Annotated in this window: 9 protein-coding genes and 2 pseudogenes; 9 read left to right on the forward strand and 2 right to left on the reverse strand. The window is 45.3% G+C overall.

The features are described from left to right. Nucleotides 1-103: 103 nt before the first annotated feature. The 8 genes from CZ379_RS03195 to CZ379_RS03230 all read left to right on the forward strand — a co-directional run bounded on the left by CZ379_RS03195 (nucleotide 104) and on the right by CZ379_RS03230 (nucleotide 15,696). On the forward strand, nucleotides 104-1,915 hold the full coding sequence (locus CZ379_RS03195; protein WP_110930284.1) for a sensor histidine kinase: 1,812 nt from the start codon (nucleotides 104-106) through the stop codon (nucleotides 1,913-1,915). 25 nt (nucleotides 1,916-1,940) lie between these two features. Continuing rightward, on the forward strand, nucleotides 1,941-3,452 hold the full coding sequence (locus tag CZ379_RS03200; RefSeq protein ID WP_110930285.1) for a response regulator transcription factor: 1,512 nt from the start codon (nucleotides 1,941-1,943) through the stop codon (nucleotides 3,450-3,452). 117 nt (nucleotides 3,453-3,569) lie between these two features. Continuing rightward, entirely contained in the window at nucleotides 3,570-4,847 is a 1,278-nt protein-coding gene (locus CZ379_RS03205) for an ABC transporter substrate-binding protein (protein WP_110930286.1), read from the forward strand. Nucleotides 4,848-4,876: 29 nt separating this feature from the next. Further along, the gene (locus tag CZ379_RS03210; RefSeq protein ID WP_110930287.1) at nucleotides 4,877-5,761 is read left to right on the forward strand and encodes a carbohydrate ABC transporter permease; all 885 of its coding nucleotides are present in this window, start codon (nucleotides 4,877-4,879) and stop codon (nucleotides 5,759-5,761) included. Further along, a complete protein-coding gene (locus tag CZ379_RS03215; protein WP_110930288.1) occupies nucleotides 5,758-6,582 on the forward strand; it encodes a carbohydrate ABC transporter permease in 825 nt (274 codons plus the stop codon). Before CZ379_RS03210 ends, CZ379_RS03215 begins: the two co-directional genes overlap by 4 nt. Before the next feature lie 265 nt (nucleotides 6,583-6,847). Beyond that, on the forward strand, nucleotides 6,848-10,069 hold the full coding sequence (locus CZ379_RS03220) for an RHS repeat domain-containing protein (protein ID WP_234404792.1): 3,222 nt from the start codon (nucleotides 6,848-6,850) through the stop codon (nucleotides 10,067-10,069). A 40-nt stretch (nucleotides 10,070-10,109) separates the two neighbouring features. Next, nucleotides 10,110-15,005 carry an RHS repeat-associated core domain-containing protein gene (locus CZ379_RS03225; RefSeq protein ID WP_110930290.1) on the forward strand — a complete coding sequence of 1,632 codons (4,896 nt, stop codon included), beginning with the start codon at nucleotides 10,110-10,112 and terminating at the stop codon, nucleotides 15,003-15,005. A gap of 19 nt (nucleotides 15,006-15,024) precedes the next feature. Next, on the forward strand, nucleotides 15,025-15,696 hold the full coding sequence (locus CZ379_RS03230) for a hypothetical protein (protein WP_110930291.1): 672 nt from the start codon (nucleotides 15,025-15,027) through the stop codon (nucleotides 15,694-15,696). A gap of 184 nt (nucleotides 15,697-15,880) precedes the next feature. Here the strand turns inward: CZ379_RS03230 and CZ379_RS03235 are convergent. Both CZ379_RS03235 and CZ379_RS26550 read right to left on the reverse strand, forming a co-directional pair. Next, nucleotides 15,881-16,042, reverse strand: a pseudogene (locus tag CZ379_RS03235) (IS3 family transposase); the annotation flags it as partial. Between the two features lie 65 nt (nucleotides 16,043-16,107). Then, nucleotides 16,108-16,254: pseudogene (locus tag CZ379_RS26550) on the reverse strand (IS256 family transposase); the annotation flags it as partial. Between the two features lie 280 nt (nucleotides 16,255-16,534). Between CZ379_RS26550 and CZ379_RS03245 the strand changes: the two are divergent. Next, nucleotides 16,535-17,701 (forward strand): outer membrane protein assembly factor BamB family protein, encoded by a 1,167-nt coding sequence (locus CZ379_RS03245; RefSeq protein WP_110930292.1) that lies wholly within the window; start codon nucleotides 16,535-16,537, stop codon nucleotides 17,699-17,701. Nucleotides 17,702-17,876: the final 175 nt, after the last annotated feature.

Below are 17,876 nucleotides of genomic sequence, written 5' to 3' on the forward strand. Positions count from 1 at the left end.
AACTTTGGCTTGAAAGAGGTGATTTCTTTCAATCTACTTTGATCTTTTTCTAAAATGCATTAGGATGAATGTGGAGAATGATCAGCTATCGAGGGAGCTATGTATGGACAGAATACTACGATTTTTACGCCGTTTCGTGCTGCAAAAGACGATTTATCGGACGTTCCTCATTTACTATTTGCTTGGTAACCTGCTGCTGCTTGTACTGCTCGGGATGTTGTCGATTCGCGATTCGACCCGAATGATTACGGAAGAGGTGATCCGGTCAAGCAACAAGGTGATGGAGCAGGCTGCCCAAGGCTTGAGCTTCAACCTGGAGGAGACGAAGCGGTCGCTGCTGGTGCTGGCGAGCAACCAATCCGTCGGAGCGATTATGCGGCATGCTGAGGTGCCCGATATGGCCTATTTGCTGCAGCATGAACGGAATATTTCTGAAATTACACAGAGCATCAATACGTACCAGTCATTAATCAGCGATGTTCTCATCCTAGGGAAGAACGGGTATGTCAACAATTTGAACGGGCGGAGCTCGCTTTGGTGGGAGTATTCTTTCGGGGCGCAGCCTTGGGTACAGGAATCCTTTCAGCCTCGTCAGGGAGATTACTTTTTTAGCCTAGGCATACATCGTCAGGATTATTATTTAAGCTCGGACATATCTCGTTATGGACGTCCCACCTTGTCCGTAGCTATGCAGGTCAAAGGCTTTCGCCGCGAGGTTATCGGCTCGGTCATTGCCAACCTGGATTTGCAGAAAGTAAACAGCATGTTCGAGCGCAACAATTATCAGAACAATGGAAGCATCTTTCTGATTGACGAGAACAGGAGAATTATCGTTCACCAGAACGACGATGAAATTGGCCAAATCATGGACATTGATGGGATCGATGAGATATATGAGCAGAAGTCGGGCAATTTTCGCACGCCATTTTACGGGGAGGAGCATTTGATTATTTACCAGCCGACGGCCGTTGAAGGCTGGATGATGATCTCCGCTGTGCCGATGCGTGAAATCACAAGCCAATCGGCTCCACTGAAGTCGAATTTGGCACGAATCCTTTACTTGTGTCTGATTCTAAATGTGCTGATCAGCCTGGCGGTCACCTTTCGCATTTCCCGGCCGATGCAAGGCCTGCTGAAGACACTGGACAAAATCGGAACCGACGACATGCTGTACATTCGCGATAAGAACTACCAGTATCACGAAATCAATCAGATCGGGATGAAATTTAAAGAGCTTATCGATCGAATTGACCTGCTCATTCAGCAAAACTATTTGACTCAGATCGCGCTAAAAGAAGAAGAACTGAAGGCGCTGCAAGCCCAGATCAATCCTCATTTTCTCTTCAATACGCTGCAGCTGCTGCAGACGGAAATTGTATGCGGTAACATTGAGTCCTCCAATCATATCGTGCTTTCCCTAAGCCACATGTTCCGTTATTCGATGAGACAGTCGGGTGAGCTGGTGGAGCTTAGAACGGAGCTGGAGCACATAAGAAATTATCTTTATATCATGAATAAAAAATACGATGACCGCTTGCAGGTCGACGAGAATATTCCGGATATGCGCGTATTGGCGTGCAAAATACCCAAGCTATTGCTTCAGCCTGTCGTGGAGAACTGTATCCGGCATGGATTTGGCGAGGATCGACGAGAGGGTGCCATTCGCATCAGCGTAACCACAGTGAAGAGAGGTCTGCTCATCGCTATTGGGGATAGCGGCAGAGGGATGAATGCGAATGAGCTGAGACGGCTTAGGCGGCAGCTGGACAAGCCGGAGGAGAAGAACGGGAATATCGGCCTTTATAATATCAATCATCGGATTAAGCTGAACTTCGGACAGGACTTTGGAATCCGTGTTCGCAGCACAAGAAATGCCGGCACTTGTGTATATTTAGTTGTGCCGAGGATCGAATAAGCTCGTTTTACGAGGGGGACATACCATGAAATTACTAATAGCGGATGACCAAACTTCCCTGCACACTTTTTTGGATAAGACGATGGATTGGACCACCTTAGGGATTACGGAAATCAAACATGCTTACGACGGCCGGGAAACCTTGCAGCAGCTTGGGGAATTTCTGCCGGATATCGTCATACTGGACATTCAGATGCCTTTTATGAGCGGGATCGAAACCTTGCAGCAGTTGGATCATTCCGTGAAGAAGCCGAAAACGATCATTGTCAGCGCCCACGATGAATTTGCCTATGCCCAGGAAGCGCTGCGTCTGGATGTCTATCAATATTTGCTGAAGCCTGTGGATGTCGTATTGCTGAAGAAAACCATTCATGAGCTCTCATCCGCCATACAAGCAGAGCAGCAATCCATTTTGGCCCATGAATTCGGAAAGCTGGTGCATTCCAAGTCTATGCATGCAAATAGCCTCGCCGCCGTCGGGAGAGCGAGCTGCTTGCTGAAGCTTAAGCAATGCGCCGTTCTCCATGTTGAGGGGGAAAGCCTGAGCGAGCCGATGCTTTCGGAATGGCTGCTGCAGGCGGAGCCGACGCTGATCCCGGTAGTTTACCGAAAGAGCCGGGATAAATACAGCTGCCTGCTGGGAATAACTACTCCTCTATCAGAATCCCGGTTGCTGGAGCTGTGCCAGGAGACGTTATCCCGTATACAAGAGAGTGCATCTGACCTCGCGGTAAGCATCGGGGTAAGCCGAAGGATGAACGGATGCCATGCCGACAAGCTTCCTAAGCTGCTGGAGGAGAGCGAGGAAGCAGGCATGCTGAGCTTCTACACCTGTAAACCCGTGAATGCATATCAGGGGGAGGCGTTCAACAAGGCATGGGGCGTGCAGCACTTTCAGACCTACGAGCAGGCCTATCGGGAAATGGTTGTCCACGAATTCGCCCCGGAGGCCGCCAGGGAGCTGACGGCAGAAATGTTCGATTATTTCCGCAGCTCATGGATTCCGCCGGAGGATGTCTATTCCCTAGTTCTTCATTTTCTATACGTCATTGCCCAGTCGATTCCGCCTATGGGCAGGTCAAGTGCGAAGCTCGATAATATTACCATGGATGACCTAAAGAGCTATCGCAATGTCCAAGAGCTGGAGCTTTTATTTATGAGCTTAATCGATCATATCGCCAGCATCATGAAAGGCCCGAACCTAACGGAAGATATGGTCATGAGAGTGAAGCAATATGTCGACCTCAACTATGGGGAAGATTTGTCTCTGCAGATGGTGGCGGATCGATTTGGCGTAGACCGCTTCCAGTTAAGCAGGCTGTTCAAACAGGAGATGAATGTGAACTATTGGAACTACGTGATTCAGATCAGGATGGAGAAGGCCGCCGAATTGTTGCTCCGTACGGAGGAGAAGAACAGCATGATCGCTTCCGTGACTGGATTTGTGGATGAGAGTCATTTCAGCAGGACGTTTAAAAAATACTATGATGTGTCCCCTAAGCAATATCGTCAGCTCCATCGAGGCGAGAAACTTTAAGCTGTGCAACGAAATACAAGAAGTTGCGCAACAATATGAATTCCGCCGCGAAGGGAATCGGAGTAAGCTTTGAATGAGTGTAAGTGCTTACAACGTTGAAAAGAGGGGGAACTACACGTGAAAAGAAAGTCACTGCTGTTGGTCATGGTTATGATCGTCACGATGGTGCTCAGTGCCTGCGGAGGGAAAGACAGCTCTGAAAGCGCAGTCGGCAGCGCCGAGGGCGGGCAAAGCAAGGAAAAAGTGAAGCTGAGTATTCTAGCCTGGAACAATGAGTCCGAAATGAAGCCGGTGCTGGAAGGGTTCAAGAAGAAATACCCGCATATTTCTTTTGATTTCCAATTTGCTCCGCCGGTGAAAGACTATATTTCGAAATTGCAGACGATGCTATTGTCGGATTCCGCGACGGATATTTTTATGATCGCTGCCGAGAACCGCAATGAAATTATCGACGGCGGACACGCGATCGATCTGACCGACTATCCGTTCATGGATGTGATGCTCGACAGCAATAAACCAATGCTGAGCAAGGACGGAAGAACCTACGCCTTTACGCAAAACGGCTGGGTAGGCGGCTGGTTCTACAATAAGGCGCTATTTGAGCAAGCGGGTATTACGGAGCTCCCTGAAACCTGGGATGAATTCATCGCCGTGTGCTTAAAGCTGAAAGAGGCAGGAATTGTCCCGATTTATGATACCATGCAGGATTTAACGCAAATCCATTCAGCTCTATACGGTAACATGGTGCTGTCCCAAGACCCTGAGTTTGACGATAAAATCTTTGCTGGCGAAAAAACATTTGCCGATGGATGGACAGAAGTGTTTAAAGTGTGGAAAAGAGACTTGATTGATACGAAAATTTTGACCTCCGACATGATTGGCCTGACTGGAGATCAAGTCGAAAGCGAGTTTGCACTCGGCAATGTCGCGATGTTCTTCAGCGGCCCGTGGGTGATGGATAAATTGACGCAGGTGCCGGATCTGGATTTCGGAGTCATGGGTCTGCCTGGATTCGAGAAAGGCCAGAGCTACTATGTCGGGGCACCAGGCGTGGGATTTGCGGTGAATAGCAAGACGACGAACAAAGAGGAAGCGCTGCTGTTCCTAGAGTACCTAAGCAGTGAAGAAGGCCTGCAGCTGTTCTATGAGGGCACGAATTTAATCATGACGGCCAAGGGCTTCGAGGCGGAAGTGCATCCTGCCCTGCAAAACGCATATGAGGAAGGCTTGATGCAAGGCAGAATCTATTTGCCCATGGTCACTTGGCCAAGATACCAGGAAGCGCTAAGAAACCAATTTGTTGTTTCGACCCAGGATATGGCTGTAGGTAAGATTACGCCGGAGGAAGCTGTTCAAGCCATTGATAAGAAATTCATTGAGATGGAGAGTTACTAAGGTCTAGCTCACTGAAAGGAAGATCAATCTTGGGTAAATTTATGCGACAGCTGCAATACCAGGTGTTTCTGATTCCGATTCTGATCATCTATACCTTGTTTACGATTTACCCGTTAATTCGCTCATTTATGCTTAGCCTGACTAATTTTAACGGGTACTCAACGAACTATGACTTTATCGGCTTGAAAAATTATGCGCGCTTGTTTGCTGACAATGCGATTGTATCGGGGATTTCATTTACGATATTGTTTGCGGTCGCAACAACGGTGCTGGTCACTTTACTTGCGATTCCGCTAGCGCTTATTCTGGATCAGAATTTTTTCAGCAAAAATGTACTGCGGGCGGTCTTTTTCTTCCCGTCCATTCCGAGCGGCCTGCTGTTGGCCTTTATCTGGGGCTTTATCTTCGCGCCGATCCCGTCGGGGATTCTAAACACATTCCTGCGCGAACTGTTCGGGATGTCGGCACAGCCATGGTTATCCGATCCTGTGCTGGCAAAGATTTCGACGATCGTCGTCGCTGTTTGGGCCACGACCGGCTGGCACGCGGTCATTTATCTGGCCTTCCTTCAGTCGATTTCCAAGGACTTCTTCGAGGCAGCGGCGATCGATGGCGCCAGCAAGTGGCAGCAGATTCGCTACATTACTATTCCGCTGCTGGCTCCGGCGATGACGGTGAGCGTGCTGCTCTTAATCACTAACGGCTTGAAGGTTTATGAGATTCCGTTTGCTTTGACGAACGGCGGACCTGGATTTGAGACGCATACGATTACGCAGGTGATCGTGCTCCGAGGGATTTCGGAAGCTCAGTTCGGCCTCGCGTCTGCGATTTCGGTCATCTTCTTCCTTATCGTACTAGTGATTGGCTTCGTCCAATTCAACCTGATGCAGAAAAGGGAGGAGCGTATGCAATGATAGGATCCAAACGGAAATTATGGATACTGGATGTTCTTATGCTTCCTTTCGGACTGCTCACCTTTTTCCCTTTTTACATTATTATCGTCAACACGTTTAAAAGTGAATTCGAGACGGCGACAAAGCCGGTCAGCTTGCCTTCAAGCTGGAACTTCTCGAATTATGCCAGAGTATTTGAGGAGACACCGATACTGCGCAGCTTCGGCAACAGCTTGTTTCTAACCGTAACGGCCGTTATCCTGATGGTGCTGATCGGAGCCATGGCAGCGTATCCGATCGTGTATAACCGGACTCGCGTAAATCGGGTCGTTATGGGATATTTGTTGCTCGGGTTCATGGTTCCTTTTCAGACGCTGCTGGTGCCGCTGTTCCAGTTGATGACCAACTTGAAGCTGGTAGATAAGCTGTATGGATTAACGACGATGTATTTAGGGGGCTCGGTGTTTGTCTTCTTCCTGATCCTGGGGTATATGAAGACCATTCCGAAGGATCTATCGGAGGCGGCCATTATCGATGGCTGCTCGGTCTGGGGCATATTCTGGAAGATCATCCTGCCCCTGCTGCAGCCGATTACGGTCACCTGTGCCGTACTGCAAACGATGTGGATCTGGAACGACTTCCTGTCCCCGATGCTGTTCCTAAGCTCTCGGGAGAATACAACGCTTGTTCTGGAAATTTATAAAGCCAAGGGAGAATTCGCGGTCAATTGGCCAATGTTCATGACGATGACGGTCATTACGCTTGCTCCTGTGTTTGTATTCTTTATCGCCATGCAGAAGCAAATCGTAGAGGGGATCGTTGGCGGGGCAGTGAAAGGATAAGAGGAAGCCAGGCAGTAAGAGACAAAATCACGAAGCCCGAGCTGTGAAAAAAATCCAGCAGAACTGGGGCAATTTGGGCGTGGAAATAGGCTGGAAATTGAATGGGAACTACAAGCTGGAAGCTGCCTTCAACGGGATGTTGGGGGCAGCTTCTTTTTGTTGTTATTAGAACCAAATAAGGTGCTTTATTCCTATAAAAGAAAAGTTAGGAATTAGACGATAACAAATATATATATTATTAAATATGGGAAAAGGAGGAAGAGGATTGAGCCTTAGAAAATTAATTCTTTTTTGTTTAACTGTTCTGCTGTTTTTAGGAAGCTTGGGGCCAGTCTCAACATTTGCCGAAGGAGGAGCACTGCCTATAGAAGTTATTGACCAAGAACAAGAGGATAATAAATCCGTCTCTCTGGATGAAAGAGTTACAGATTACAAGACGATAGAGATTGAAGATGGAACGTTGATACCAGAGGATTTAACGGTGACGGACAGCACCTATATGTTTATGCTCGCTACAAAAGTTAGCTTGGTTATTTATCCGGGAGAGAGCGTCCAGTTTACGAATGATACTTCCACTACCACGAGTTTGAGTACGGATGCCAAGTCAACTAATAATATTCGTTTTGACTATGTCTCTTATAATTCGGATGGGAAAGTATTGTCCGATGACCTGGCATATACGGGAAATCCACTCGTTTACTCTAAGGGGGGGTATACCGTTATTTCTGCAGACTACGGTTACCCAGTGACGGTAAGTTTTAACGACGTATTAACTTACTCTTACTTGCCAACCCCGGCTCTTTTGAAAAAGACATTGTATCGCGGCGAGAGCTATTTATTTTCTAATGAAGCACTCGCTTCTAGAAGCATCATAAGCGATGCAGCATCCTCTAACGGGATGCGCTATGATTATGCCGTTTATAAAAGCGACGGCGCTTTGGAGAAATCAAGTTTAGATTCATCTTCCAAGCCTTCTTTTAGCGTAGGGGATACGATTGTCCTTACAGGAGCATCCGATATACCGGTTACCGTTGCTGTTCCATACGAAGGTTTCTATGGTTATGAAACGGATGAGCCGGCATACGATAGTCTCGTATTATATCCCGGAGAAAGTCATGAATTTACCAATGTTGGGACGAAGTCAGACCGTCCGGAGCATGCAGGAACCTCCAAAGATAAATTTGATTACGTCGTTTACTCGCCGGACGGCTCAGAGGTTTCCAGGGGAACGAATACGACCTCATTGCCGTTAGTGGCGGTAGGAAGACGTGTAGCTCTTACTTTGGTTACCGAGAACCCGGTTCGTGTTGGAGCCCCATACCGCTCCTTTATGGGAGGAAATCGTACTGATGATGCACTCAGCAGGGTCACTGCGGAACCGGGGACATCTTATATTTTTACGAATCACGGTACGCTTCGGAATAGCGTTAAGAATGATGCTAGAGCAGTAAAAGGCCGGTACGATTACGCCGTTTATGACGCAAATGGAAAGTATGTTTCGCAAGGGTTTAATTCTCTTGCTACACCGATCTTATCCCCTGGCTCAATCGTCATATTTACGGTTCGGGACAGCGCTCCAATTACCTTTGAGTATGCGGATGATTTCTCGGCAGAGCTTAGCGATGAACCATCACATTTCAGGGCGACTTTATCCAAGGGAGAGAGCTTCGAGTTTATAAACATCAGCTCAGCTGCTAGATATTTGTATACTACTGCTTCTTCCAAAAGCCGCTTCGACTGGGCGGAATACTATCCGGATGGCACGCAGCAAGGAAAAAGAGAAAATACGTATACCAATCCGCAAGTATCTAGAGGAAATCACATTGTTGTGACTGCGGTGTCAGATATACCGGTTACCTTTGGAGCTATATATCGTTTGTTCGATTGGAAGGACAAGCAAGGCGAGGCAATCTCCAGGCAAATCGTGCATGAAGGGGAATCATACCTGTTTACGAATATCGGCTCCAAGCTCAGAGCGATCACCAGCGATACGGCTCAGAGCGGAGGGAAATTTGACGTTGCTATATACAACAATGATGGAAGCGTGGATCGGGGAGGCTTTGATGAAAAAGGGAGTGTATCCATACCTGCCGGAGGTTATGCGATCGTAACGGGACAATCTGTAAGCCCGGTAACATTCTCCTACACCGATTCTTTCCTTATCGAACGATCAACATATCCGGCGATGTTAAGGGCTGCGGTCATGCCAGGTAATTCCTATACGTATGTAAATATTAGCGGTAAATCGGAATATTTGTACAGCGACGCAACCCCGGCAAGGGAATTCGCTTATGTACTACGGCGTCCTGATGGAACGATTCGAGGAGAGAATCCGAGCCGTATTACTCCCGTTTCAGTACCAGCGGTACATTCTATTACAGTTACACCATTAACTGAGATTATAAACTTTGGCGGGGTCTACACTTCCTTTACGGGAACGCCTGGTGAAAACCCTACGATTAACCAAGTTACACTATCTAAAGATGAAAGCTATTTATTCGTAAATTTACAATCATCATCTCAAACCTTAACGAGTAACGCTTCTAAAGATTCATTATCTATGTTTGATTATGCTATTTATGCTGCAAATGGAGAGCCGCTAGAAGCTGAATTTGATCATCAAGGTAATCTGTCCGTTCCTGGCGGGGCGGAGGTGGTTATAACGGTGTCAACAGATCGGCCAGTCACAATTACCTACGGGCAAGCTTTTCAGGCTATGCCTAGTCTAGAGCAGGCGTTACTGAAAAGTACATTGCCCACAAATCAGAGTGTGGGGTATAAGAATAAAGGCAGCTTTCCCACGAAATTGACTACAAATGCAAGTACATCAGGCAATCGTTATTTTGATTATACCATTCTGGATTCAAACGGCTCGGTGATCAAGCAAGGAGAGAAGGCGACCGTTTCTTACCCAATCCCTGCTAGCGGAACTACTCAAGTGAAAACGACATCAGGCAATCCGGTCACTTTTGCGGCTCCTTACCGGACATTTGAAATCGTCGACGTACAGGAGTATATCTTTGAAGATCTCTTGCATCGTCAGGTTGTCTACGTGTATAAAGCAGCCGGACAAAATGGCTACTACCGCTTTGTAGCACCAGAAACGGGGCGTTACCGCTTTGCTACAAAGGAGCTGCTGGAATTCTCTCAACAGCCTGAACTGACTTTATATGATCAACCGGAGCTGGTAACTCCTGAATTACCTATTGAGAACAGCGAGCAGGAATTCGGGATTGATTACACCGTATGGGAGTTCGACCTAGAGGGCAGAAAGTCCTACTACGTGAAACTAGCCGAGAAAAATTCGCACCCACTCGAATTGCAAATTATGGTGGCCTTAATGGAGATAAGACCGGAGGCGTCTTTTCAATATAGGCCGGATGGACGGCTGACTCAAATCATTTATCCTTCAGGAGATATCCTTATTTACGAATATGACTCTAAGGGAAATTTAAAGCGAAGAACGAAGAAAGTATATCCGTTTTGAGGTTCGGAGGCTTTTTTAACAGAATAATTGAGGTGAAATCATGAAGAGAATTCTATGTTTCGTTCTATGTTTGACCTTGGTCAGCGCCAGCCTGCTGGAAAATGTCGTATATGGAGCATCGGAACAAAATAATAAAGGCACGCCTGCCGTTGCATCAGCTGAAGGAAATGTACTTACGGTACCCGGAATTCTTCGGCAATTTGAAGTCAGTGAGGATTGGCTGGATGAGCAGTTGTCTAAAGGTTATACGTTGTACCAAATCTACACGGCGTTGCAAGGGGGGAAAGAGGGGTATGAGACGGCTGTTTCCCGTTTCAATGTATCGCGAGCTATAGAAGAAGCAGATCTCCTTGTGCTAGAAGCAGAGAGTAGCCCTAGCGAATCTTACTCTGCACTAGCAGATGACTTCTCTGCGACTGTCCAGTCCCTTGAGTATGATCAAGCGGCAGTGGAGCACTATTCCTTGCAGGATGATTCCTCTTTATATGAAATAGGCTATGGAACGAATTCAATTGCTACGGCTACCGGGGAGATGAAGCTCCGTTATATGGATTTCTCACTGCCGGGGGCCCTCTCGTTTCCGCTGATCCGTGTGTATGACAGCGCTAGGGCTAATGACGAAATCGGCGTTAAGCTCGAGAATGATTCCTATATCAATGAGTCCCGCATCCGTAGGGAGGAGCTCGACACGGCTATTGGCAGAGGGTGGAGATGGGAGATCCCGTATATTGATACCTACGGCGGCTCGCGGATTTTGGATTTCCCTGGTACAGGTCGTTACAAACTGTCTGAAGATTTGCAGTTGGAAGGCTATTTATGGAACGATCTAAAATTTACAACTGACCGCACGCAAACAGTCGGAAATTCGACAAGCGAAATAAAGTTATCCGTTCGCAATGGAAATCAATTTTATTTTAATTCATCAGGACATCTTATCTTGACTGCTGATAATTATGGGAACAAAGTATATTTTCATTATGCAGCCCAGGGCGAAGGTACGATTTTGTCACGTATCGTCAATAGCGACGGCAATGAATTGATCTTCACCTATTCAGAAGACCGGGTAACGGTAACTCAATCCGGTACGAATCGAAAAATGGAGTATTTCCAGGAGGAAGAATACGGCCAGAAGGTTCTTAGCGAGGTAAAAGACGCCGCTGGACGCAGCACGAAATACTTTTATTTTTACCCAGAATCCCGGTTTAACTTCTTATCTTCATTGACCAATCAAGAGGCACTCCAACCGGTTAAATCATCTGCGCTGCTGCTCCGTATCGTTCGTCCCGGTTCAGGGGTGACTGATTTTGATTACCTGCCAGCGCGGAAGCAGATCGGGGATTACGCCACTGACTTTGTATTTAAAGTTAGTTCTCGTCAGGACTCATACTCTACTACGGCTGGCGACGAAGTTCTGCACCCGGTAACATTCAGTTATTCGGGTGAGGACTTGAATAGTTATGGGGATTCAGCAACCTGGACAACGACGATGGAAGCTTCACGCTCCAAGGATACGCGAGTCTTTAGTAAGGTCTTTCAATCGAGCAGCAAGCCGGATATCCATTTCTTAGACGAGCAGCGCAGCGAGGATGGAAGCACGCAGCACAAGCAGCAATTCACTTACGACGAATCGAAGGGCTGGAACGCTCCTATTCAGATCGCAGCAAGTTATGCGCAGGGAGGGAGTACATCAGAGCCTTTTTCCGTTAACTATCAATACAATGATGAGGGACTGGTGACGGCGGAAAATTGGAGTACGGGACAGGAGATCAGCTATGAATATGCCGCATCTGCTGCTCCGTTCTACTGGGCGCTGCCAAGCAAAATCAGCACCAAGCTCAGCAGTAATCAGTCAAGGGTGGAGCAATATCAGTACAATAACCAGGGGAGCGTGCTGCAATCCAGCGTTAGAGAGAACAGTGCCAGCGGTAAACTGTTAGCCCAAACGGAATTGGTTTATGATCCTTACGGAAACATAACCTCATCGAATGTAAAAGATGATAAAAGAACAAACACGGTGAACTACACATACCAATCCCCTTACGGTAAGCATTTGCCTACAAAGCGGTCGATGGTCGTTCATTCCGTAGATGGATTTCCTACCGAGGTTAACCAACAATATGAATATACTTCAGCAGGTGAATTAAAATCGGCAGAAGATGAGTCGGGTGCGTTGACCACATTTACTTATGATGTACTTGGCCGTCCGATCCAAACGCTTTATAGTGATCAGACCACGAAGACGGTGAGGTATGACGATGAGCTGAACACGGTCACGACTACGGGCACCGAAGGCATCGTCATCGTTGAAAAGTTTAGCCCGCTAGGATTGCTAGTTCAGGAGAAGGTGGATGACGCTCTTTTCCAATACGCATATGACCAAGAAGGGAATATGAAAGAGTCTGTAGACGCCGAACGGAATAAAACCAGTTATGTCTATGATGGCTTCAATCGCCTTACGGGCACTATATTTGCAGACGGTTCTCAGGATAGAATCGAGTACGATATGGTTGGCCGCACGACGACTTACACCGACCCTGCTGGCGTGAAGCATCAGGAGAAGAAGGATCTGCTCGGAAATGTATTGTCGTTCGAGGAATCGAGAAACGGGGTTTATGTTCCTTTGGAGCAGACGGCCTACGATTTGGAAGGTAATCCGGTGATCGTCACGGACGGAAATGGCGGACAGAGCCGATTTGAATATGATGCACTTGGTCGAATGGTTTCCGTTACCGATCCTGGGCAGCGCTCAACACGTTATACGTACAGCTTGGCAGGCTATCTGACCAAAATTCAATATCCGGATAATACGTATGTGGAGAAGGAATATAACCAGGCAGGCAACCTGATCCGGCAAATTAATGAGGAACGGCTGGTTAAGGCTTTCTTTTACGATTCAAGAGGAAATCTGATCAAATCGCTGGATCACGCGAGTCAATTTACGGAATACGAGTATAATAGCGATAATTTGCTTACCCTGATCAAAGCGCCTGGCCAGCAGATAAAATATAGTTACGATGCGATGGGGCGCCGTACCGGAATGACCGATGCTACAGGGAATACGACGTATAACTATGATCCACAAACCGGGTTGCTAACGAAAATAGCCTATCCTGACGGCACACAAATCGAATATTCCTATAATAAACAGATGCGGGCGGGATACACACTGAAGGATGCTTCCGGTAATACGACAGGCGCTCAATATACATTGGATGCCATGAACCGGGTTAGCGCTCTGGATGTAGCCCATGATGCATCAAGCAATGGAAGAATGGCGGCTTTTGCTGCCGGGTCCGGGTCACCCGTTGATCGGATGACCTTCGACTACCAAGCGAACGGACTGCTGCAGATCCAGTCTTCCAGTAATGGACTAAGCACCTCATACACGTATGAAGGTTATGACTTGACGGCGATGACACTCGCGCCTGGTGCGGCGGGAAGAACGCTGAGAAGCAGTTCTGCAGCTCTTATGAGTGAGATGAGTGAAAATGCAGAAGTACGGCGTGCTGCGGGCCAGCAGTTCACTTATCAATACGACGACAATAAGAACATTATTTCACGAAGCCAGGACGGAGCCGCCGATACCTTCGCTTACGATTCGTTGAATCGAATTCAAGAGGAGAATGGACAAGACATCAGCAAGAAGTACGTCTACGATGAGCGCGGCAATCGCCTCGAGGTAGAGGGCCAGCAGGTTCGAGGCATGACGAATGCCGAATTCACCTTCGATAGCCTTAACCGTTTAACGAAGGTAACAGGTGAAGACGGCACAGAAGTCAGCTACAGCTATAACGGCGACGGCTTGCTATACGAGCGGGCTGAAGGAACCGAGCGTACCCGCTATTACTATGATGAACAAGCGAAACTGATTGCAGAAGCGAACGTAAGCAATGGCACCCCAAACTTAACCTACACCTATATTTACGATTTAGCCGGCCGGCTATGGTCTCGGGTGGCTCAGGCAACCGGAGAGGTCCAGTATTATCAATTTAACGGACATGGCGATGTGGTAGGTCTGGTCGATAGAGCGGGGAACCAGCTGAACAGCTACACTTACGACATTTGGGGCAACCCGGAGCATGAGGAAGAGACCGTTCCGAATATCTTCCGCTACTCTGGAGAGTACTGGGATGAAGCGACGGATTTGCAGTATCTCCGAGCCCGCTGGTATGACCCGAATGCGGGAAGATTCGTGTCGAAGGATAGCTATGAGGGGGACATTACTAATCCGCTGAGCCAGAACTTGTATACGTATGTGCATAATAATCCTTTGATTTATACGGATCCTAGTGGGATGTGCGTAGCTGGAAAAGACGCTGGATGTTACGTTGATTCATTTAGTGGTCTTGATGGATTGATTGATAATCCGTTACTAGCTAATAACAAAATGATGTGGGATGATATACAAAAGTATATTGTAAAATATTGCAAAAATACATCTTGTGTTACAAAGCAGAAAAATAATCAAAGGATATTAGAAAAAGCAAATGATGAAATTCGTAATAATGTTTGTAGTTATATTGATTGTTCGATAGGTGAAGCAAGTTTTATTTTAAAAGATAATGAAGCCATAGGTATTCGAATAAAAGTAGAGATTATTGAGCCTAAACCTAGTTTTTGGGATAATGTTGATGATTTCTTGTTTCCAACTGCTTATGCAACTGAGCTACCACCAAAGGAAGTTGGAAGAAATAATTTTGGTTATATTGAACATTATTATAGAAGTGGTGATCATGCTCCCCCCCATGTTCATGTTGTTGATAACAAAAAAAATGTAGTAAGAGTGGGACAGAACGGAAAACCATTGGATGGAGAACCGGAATTAAATCGTGCACAACAAATGCTCGTTACTCAGTATAAAAAAGAAATCAGAAGTTCAGTATCTCAGATAATGAAATGGCATAAGTATAGTAATTCAAAAAAATATGGAAGATAATTAAAAAGGAATGAGAAGTATGAACAATAATCTTCTTTTAAAAATTAGTGAATCGTTGGATAGTGATCGGTTAGATTTAAGTGAGTTGGCTGCCGAAATTAATCATATCATTTCGAAGCATGAGCTTAGTGAACAACTAGAGCTAAATGGAAAAATTAATAAGCAACAATTAAATCGGCTCTTTAGTGTTCTTAACTTGGTTGATATGGATCCATCAGTTAAAGAGCATATAACATGGAATTATTTCAAAAACAAGTGTGATGAAACTGATACAACGTATATCAATGAAGAATTGCTTGAAGAAATTATTGCGAATTACATGGAGAATCAGTATTTAGGGCTGGAGAGTGTAATTATTGATGCATTGAAAACAGACAGAATACAATTAAATCAAATCTTAAATTTAGAAAAAATCTTTTTTAGTAAGGCATTTATAAAAGAATCGGTTGCTTATAAGTATAGAGAAATTGTCCGAAATGGAGGAATCCTTGACAAGGAACAGGTTGCAACACTATTAAAATACCGTGCGTATACATCGCTCGAATTTGCAATAGAGCAGCATGCAGTTTCTAAGGATGGTTTAAATGAGATTCATAAACCTAATAATCATGAAAATGATAGAAGGCTGAGAGAGAAATTGTTTTATAAGGCTCAAAAACTCTACAGCCTTTCTGATAACAGGGGCGATTAAGATTCATCGACCTCAACCCTAGAGGGGAGGATAGATATGTTTTAATTTTTGAATAGACCAGACGCATGGGTGAATATCAATGCGAATAATGAAAAAAATTATAGTTCTCATTAATTTAAAAAATTTTATATCAAAAAGACCACTACTACTTTGAAGTGACCCCGAAAAGTTAGACAGTTATTTATTAAGCGAAACTCTGGGAATGAGTTCGGTACTGGACCGGGCTCATTCCCTTTAGTTTTGCCTTGATACGCTTGTGAGTGTAGTACTCGATATAAATGAAGAGCTCTTGTTTAAAATGCTCAATACTATTGAATTCTTTTAAATATAGGAATTCAGATTTCATTGGGTCTGTCAAGAATTATGTGTAAACAAATGTAGAGGGTGATGCTTAGAGTGGGATTCCGCCCCCTACCTCAAGTGCTGACCCACACGATCAGGGAAGAAAACTGAAAACTGTAGCAGCATTTGTCCCCAGTTCTGAACGCGCCCCGTCCATTTCCGTACAACGTCCATTGTGGATAAATACAGCATTTTAAGGAGTGCCTCGTCGCTCGGAATTTGGGGCAACCCGAAGCTTCAGGAAGATATCTACACGAAAATTGAGTTTCCAGAAAGAGGATACGCATTATATTCTTTTTATAAAAAGAAAGGAAATAAAGAGGTTTCTATAAGTTCATCCAGAGTGTATCAAATAGTTAAGGATAACCTTGGTGAATTTGAAGACGGAATTATTCAGCCTCTGGAGAATATGATGCCGATCCCTGTGCCGGGATCTAAATGGGTACCTTCTCCCGTTCCTGCGTTTCGTTAATAAATAATCAAAGTAGGTGAATATATGAAAATTCTCTTTGATCAGAATCAAGAAACCGGCGGTTTTATGGAAGGAGGATATGATCCATATGCTTACCAGCCTTCCCAAACCAATTGGATCAGGCATTCGCTAATTGATGCTCCATCTGAACTAAAAATCCAGTGGAAGTTAAAGATTCCATCTAGTCTTCAGCAGTGCTCCGCTGTCATTGGAAGAAACGGCGAGATTTATTTTGGATCACGGTCGGGGGATTTGTATTGCTATACACCTGAAGGGAATACCAAATGGAAAATACAACTGGGATCAGAACTTAGCACTCCAGCAATTGGTGCAGACCAAAGAATCTATGCCGCTGCTATGTTGAATGATGATTCAGGCAGAAGCTATCTTTATGCCATTTCTTCAAATGGAGAAATAGAATGGAAAAGTGAACTGAACCAAATGATTTCTTATCCTCCTATCTTGGATAGTGAGAGGAACATTTATGTAGCAACCTATGGGGCTCAGGTATACCGCATAAATTATAATGGAAATATCGAATGGACGTTTAATACAGATTTCTTATCATCGTGTTCACCAGTATTAACCTCGGAAGGAAATATTCTAATTGTTGAGGGAGATACTTTACACTGTATTAATTTGAGTGGGCAAGAGATTTGGAGGAAGGAAACGCAAGTTGGTATGCTAGGAGTGATTCCGGTTATTTTGTCCGACCACTCGCTTCTGACCACGGGGCCTATTGATGAAAATATGAAACTTTTGAAGTTAAATGGTCTAGGGGAAAATGTGTGGGTATACCCAGAACATGACGACTACTCTTTATGGGAATCTCCTGCTGTAAGTAGAAACGGATTAGTGTACATCGCAGGAAGTGAATTTAGGCTACAAGCAATTGATTTAATGAGCCAATCTCTGTTGTGGGAGAGTAAAATTGAAGGAAGCATAGGCCCCCCTCCGCTGATATCAAATGACAATAAATTGATTATTGCATCCTCGGGGGGAAATATTCCAAAAGACGCCAAACGAGGTTTGGTTTCAAAAATGACTTTATTAAATGAATCTGGCAAGGATATTAGCAAAATATACCTTCCTGGGGAGATAACAAGCCCGTGTCTTGGAAAAGGTAATAAAATTTATGTCACGGTAAACATCCCTAGGAAAAATCATGGGTACCTGTATTGTATCGGGTAATTTAATTAGGTTGCATTTTTAGCTGCAAAAAAGCAGACTATTTTTTCATGGTTTTGATATGTATGATGCTTTCGTAGAGTTCATCAATACCTTCACTTATGATTTGTTGAATAGAATGACAAAAATGGTTTTATTTGAGATTCGCAAATTTCGCAAATATAGTAATCTAATAACT

This window comes from Paenibacillus bouchesdurhonensis (assembly GCF_900155685.1).
Classification (GTDB): domain Bacteria; phylum Bacillota; class Bacilli; order Paenibacillales; family Paenibacillaceae; genus Fontibacillus; species Fontibacillus bouchesdurhonensis.

What these genes read in the sequence shown, in the direction of transcription:
- CZ379_RS03195 (WP_110930284.1), top strand. Translation starts at nt 104, where the DNA reads ATGGACAGAATACTACGATTTTTACGCCGTTTCGTGCTGCAAAAGACG.
- CZ379_RS03200 (WP_110930285.1), top strand. Translation starts at nt 1,941, where the DNA reads ATGAAATTACTAATAGCGGATGACCAAACTTCCCTGCACACTTTTTTG.
- CZ379_RS03215 (WP_110930288.1), top strand. Translation starts at nt 5,758, where the DNA reads ATGATAGGATCCAAACGGAAATTATGGATACTGGATGTTCTTATGCTT.
- CZ379_RS03225 (WP_110930290.1), top strand. Translation starts at nt 10,110, where the DNA reads ATGAAGAGAATTCTATGTTTCGTTCTATGTTTGACCTTGGTCAGCGCC.
- CZ379_RS03230 (WP_110930291.1), top strand. Translation starts at nt 15,025, where the DNA reads ATGAACAATAATCTTCTTTTAAAAATTAGTGAATCGTTGGATAGTGAT.
- CZ379_RS03245 (WP_110930292.1), top strand. Translation starts at nt 16,535, where the DNA reads ATGAAAATTCTCTTTGATCAGAATCAAGAAACCGGCGGTTTTATGGAA.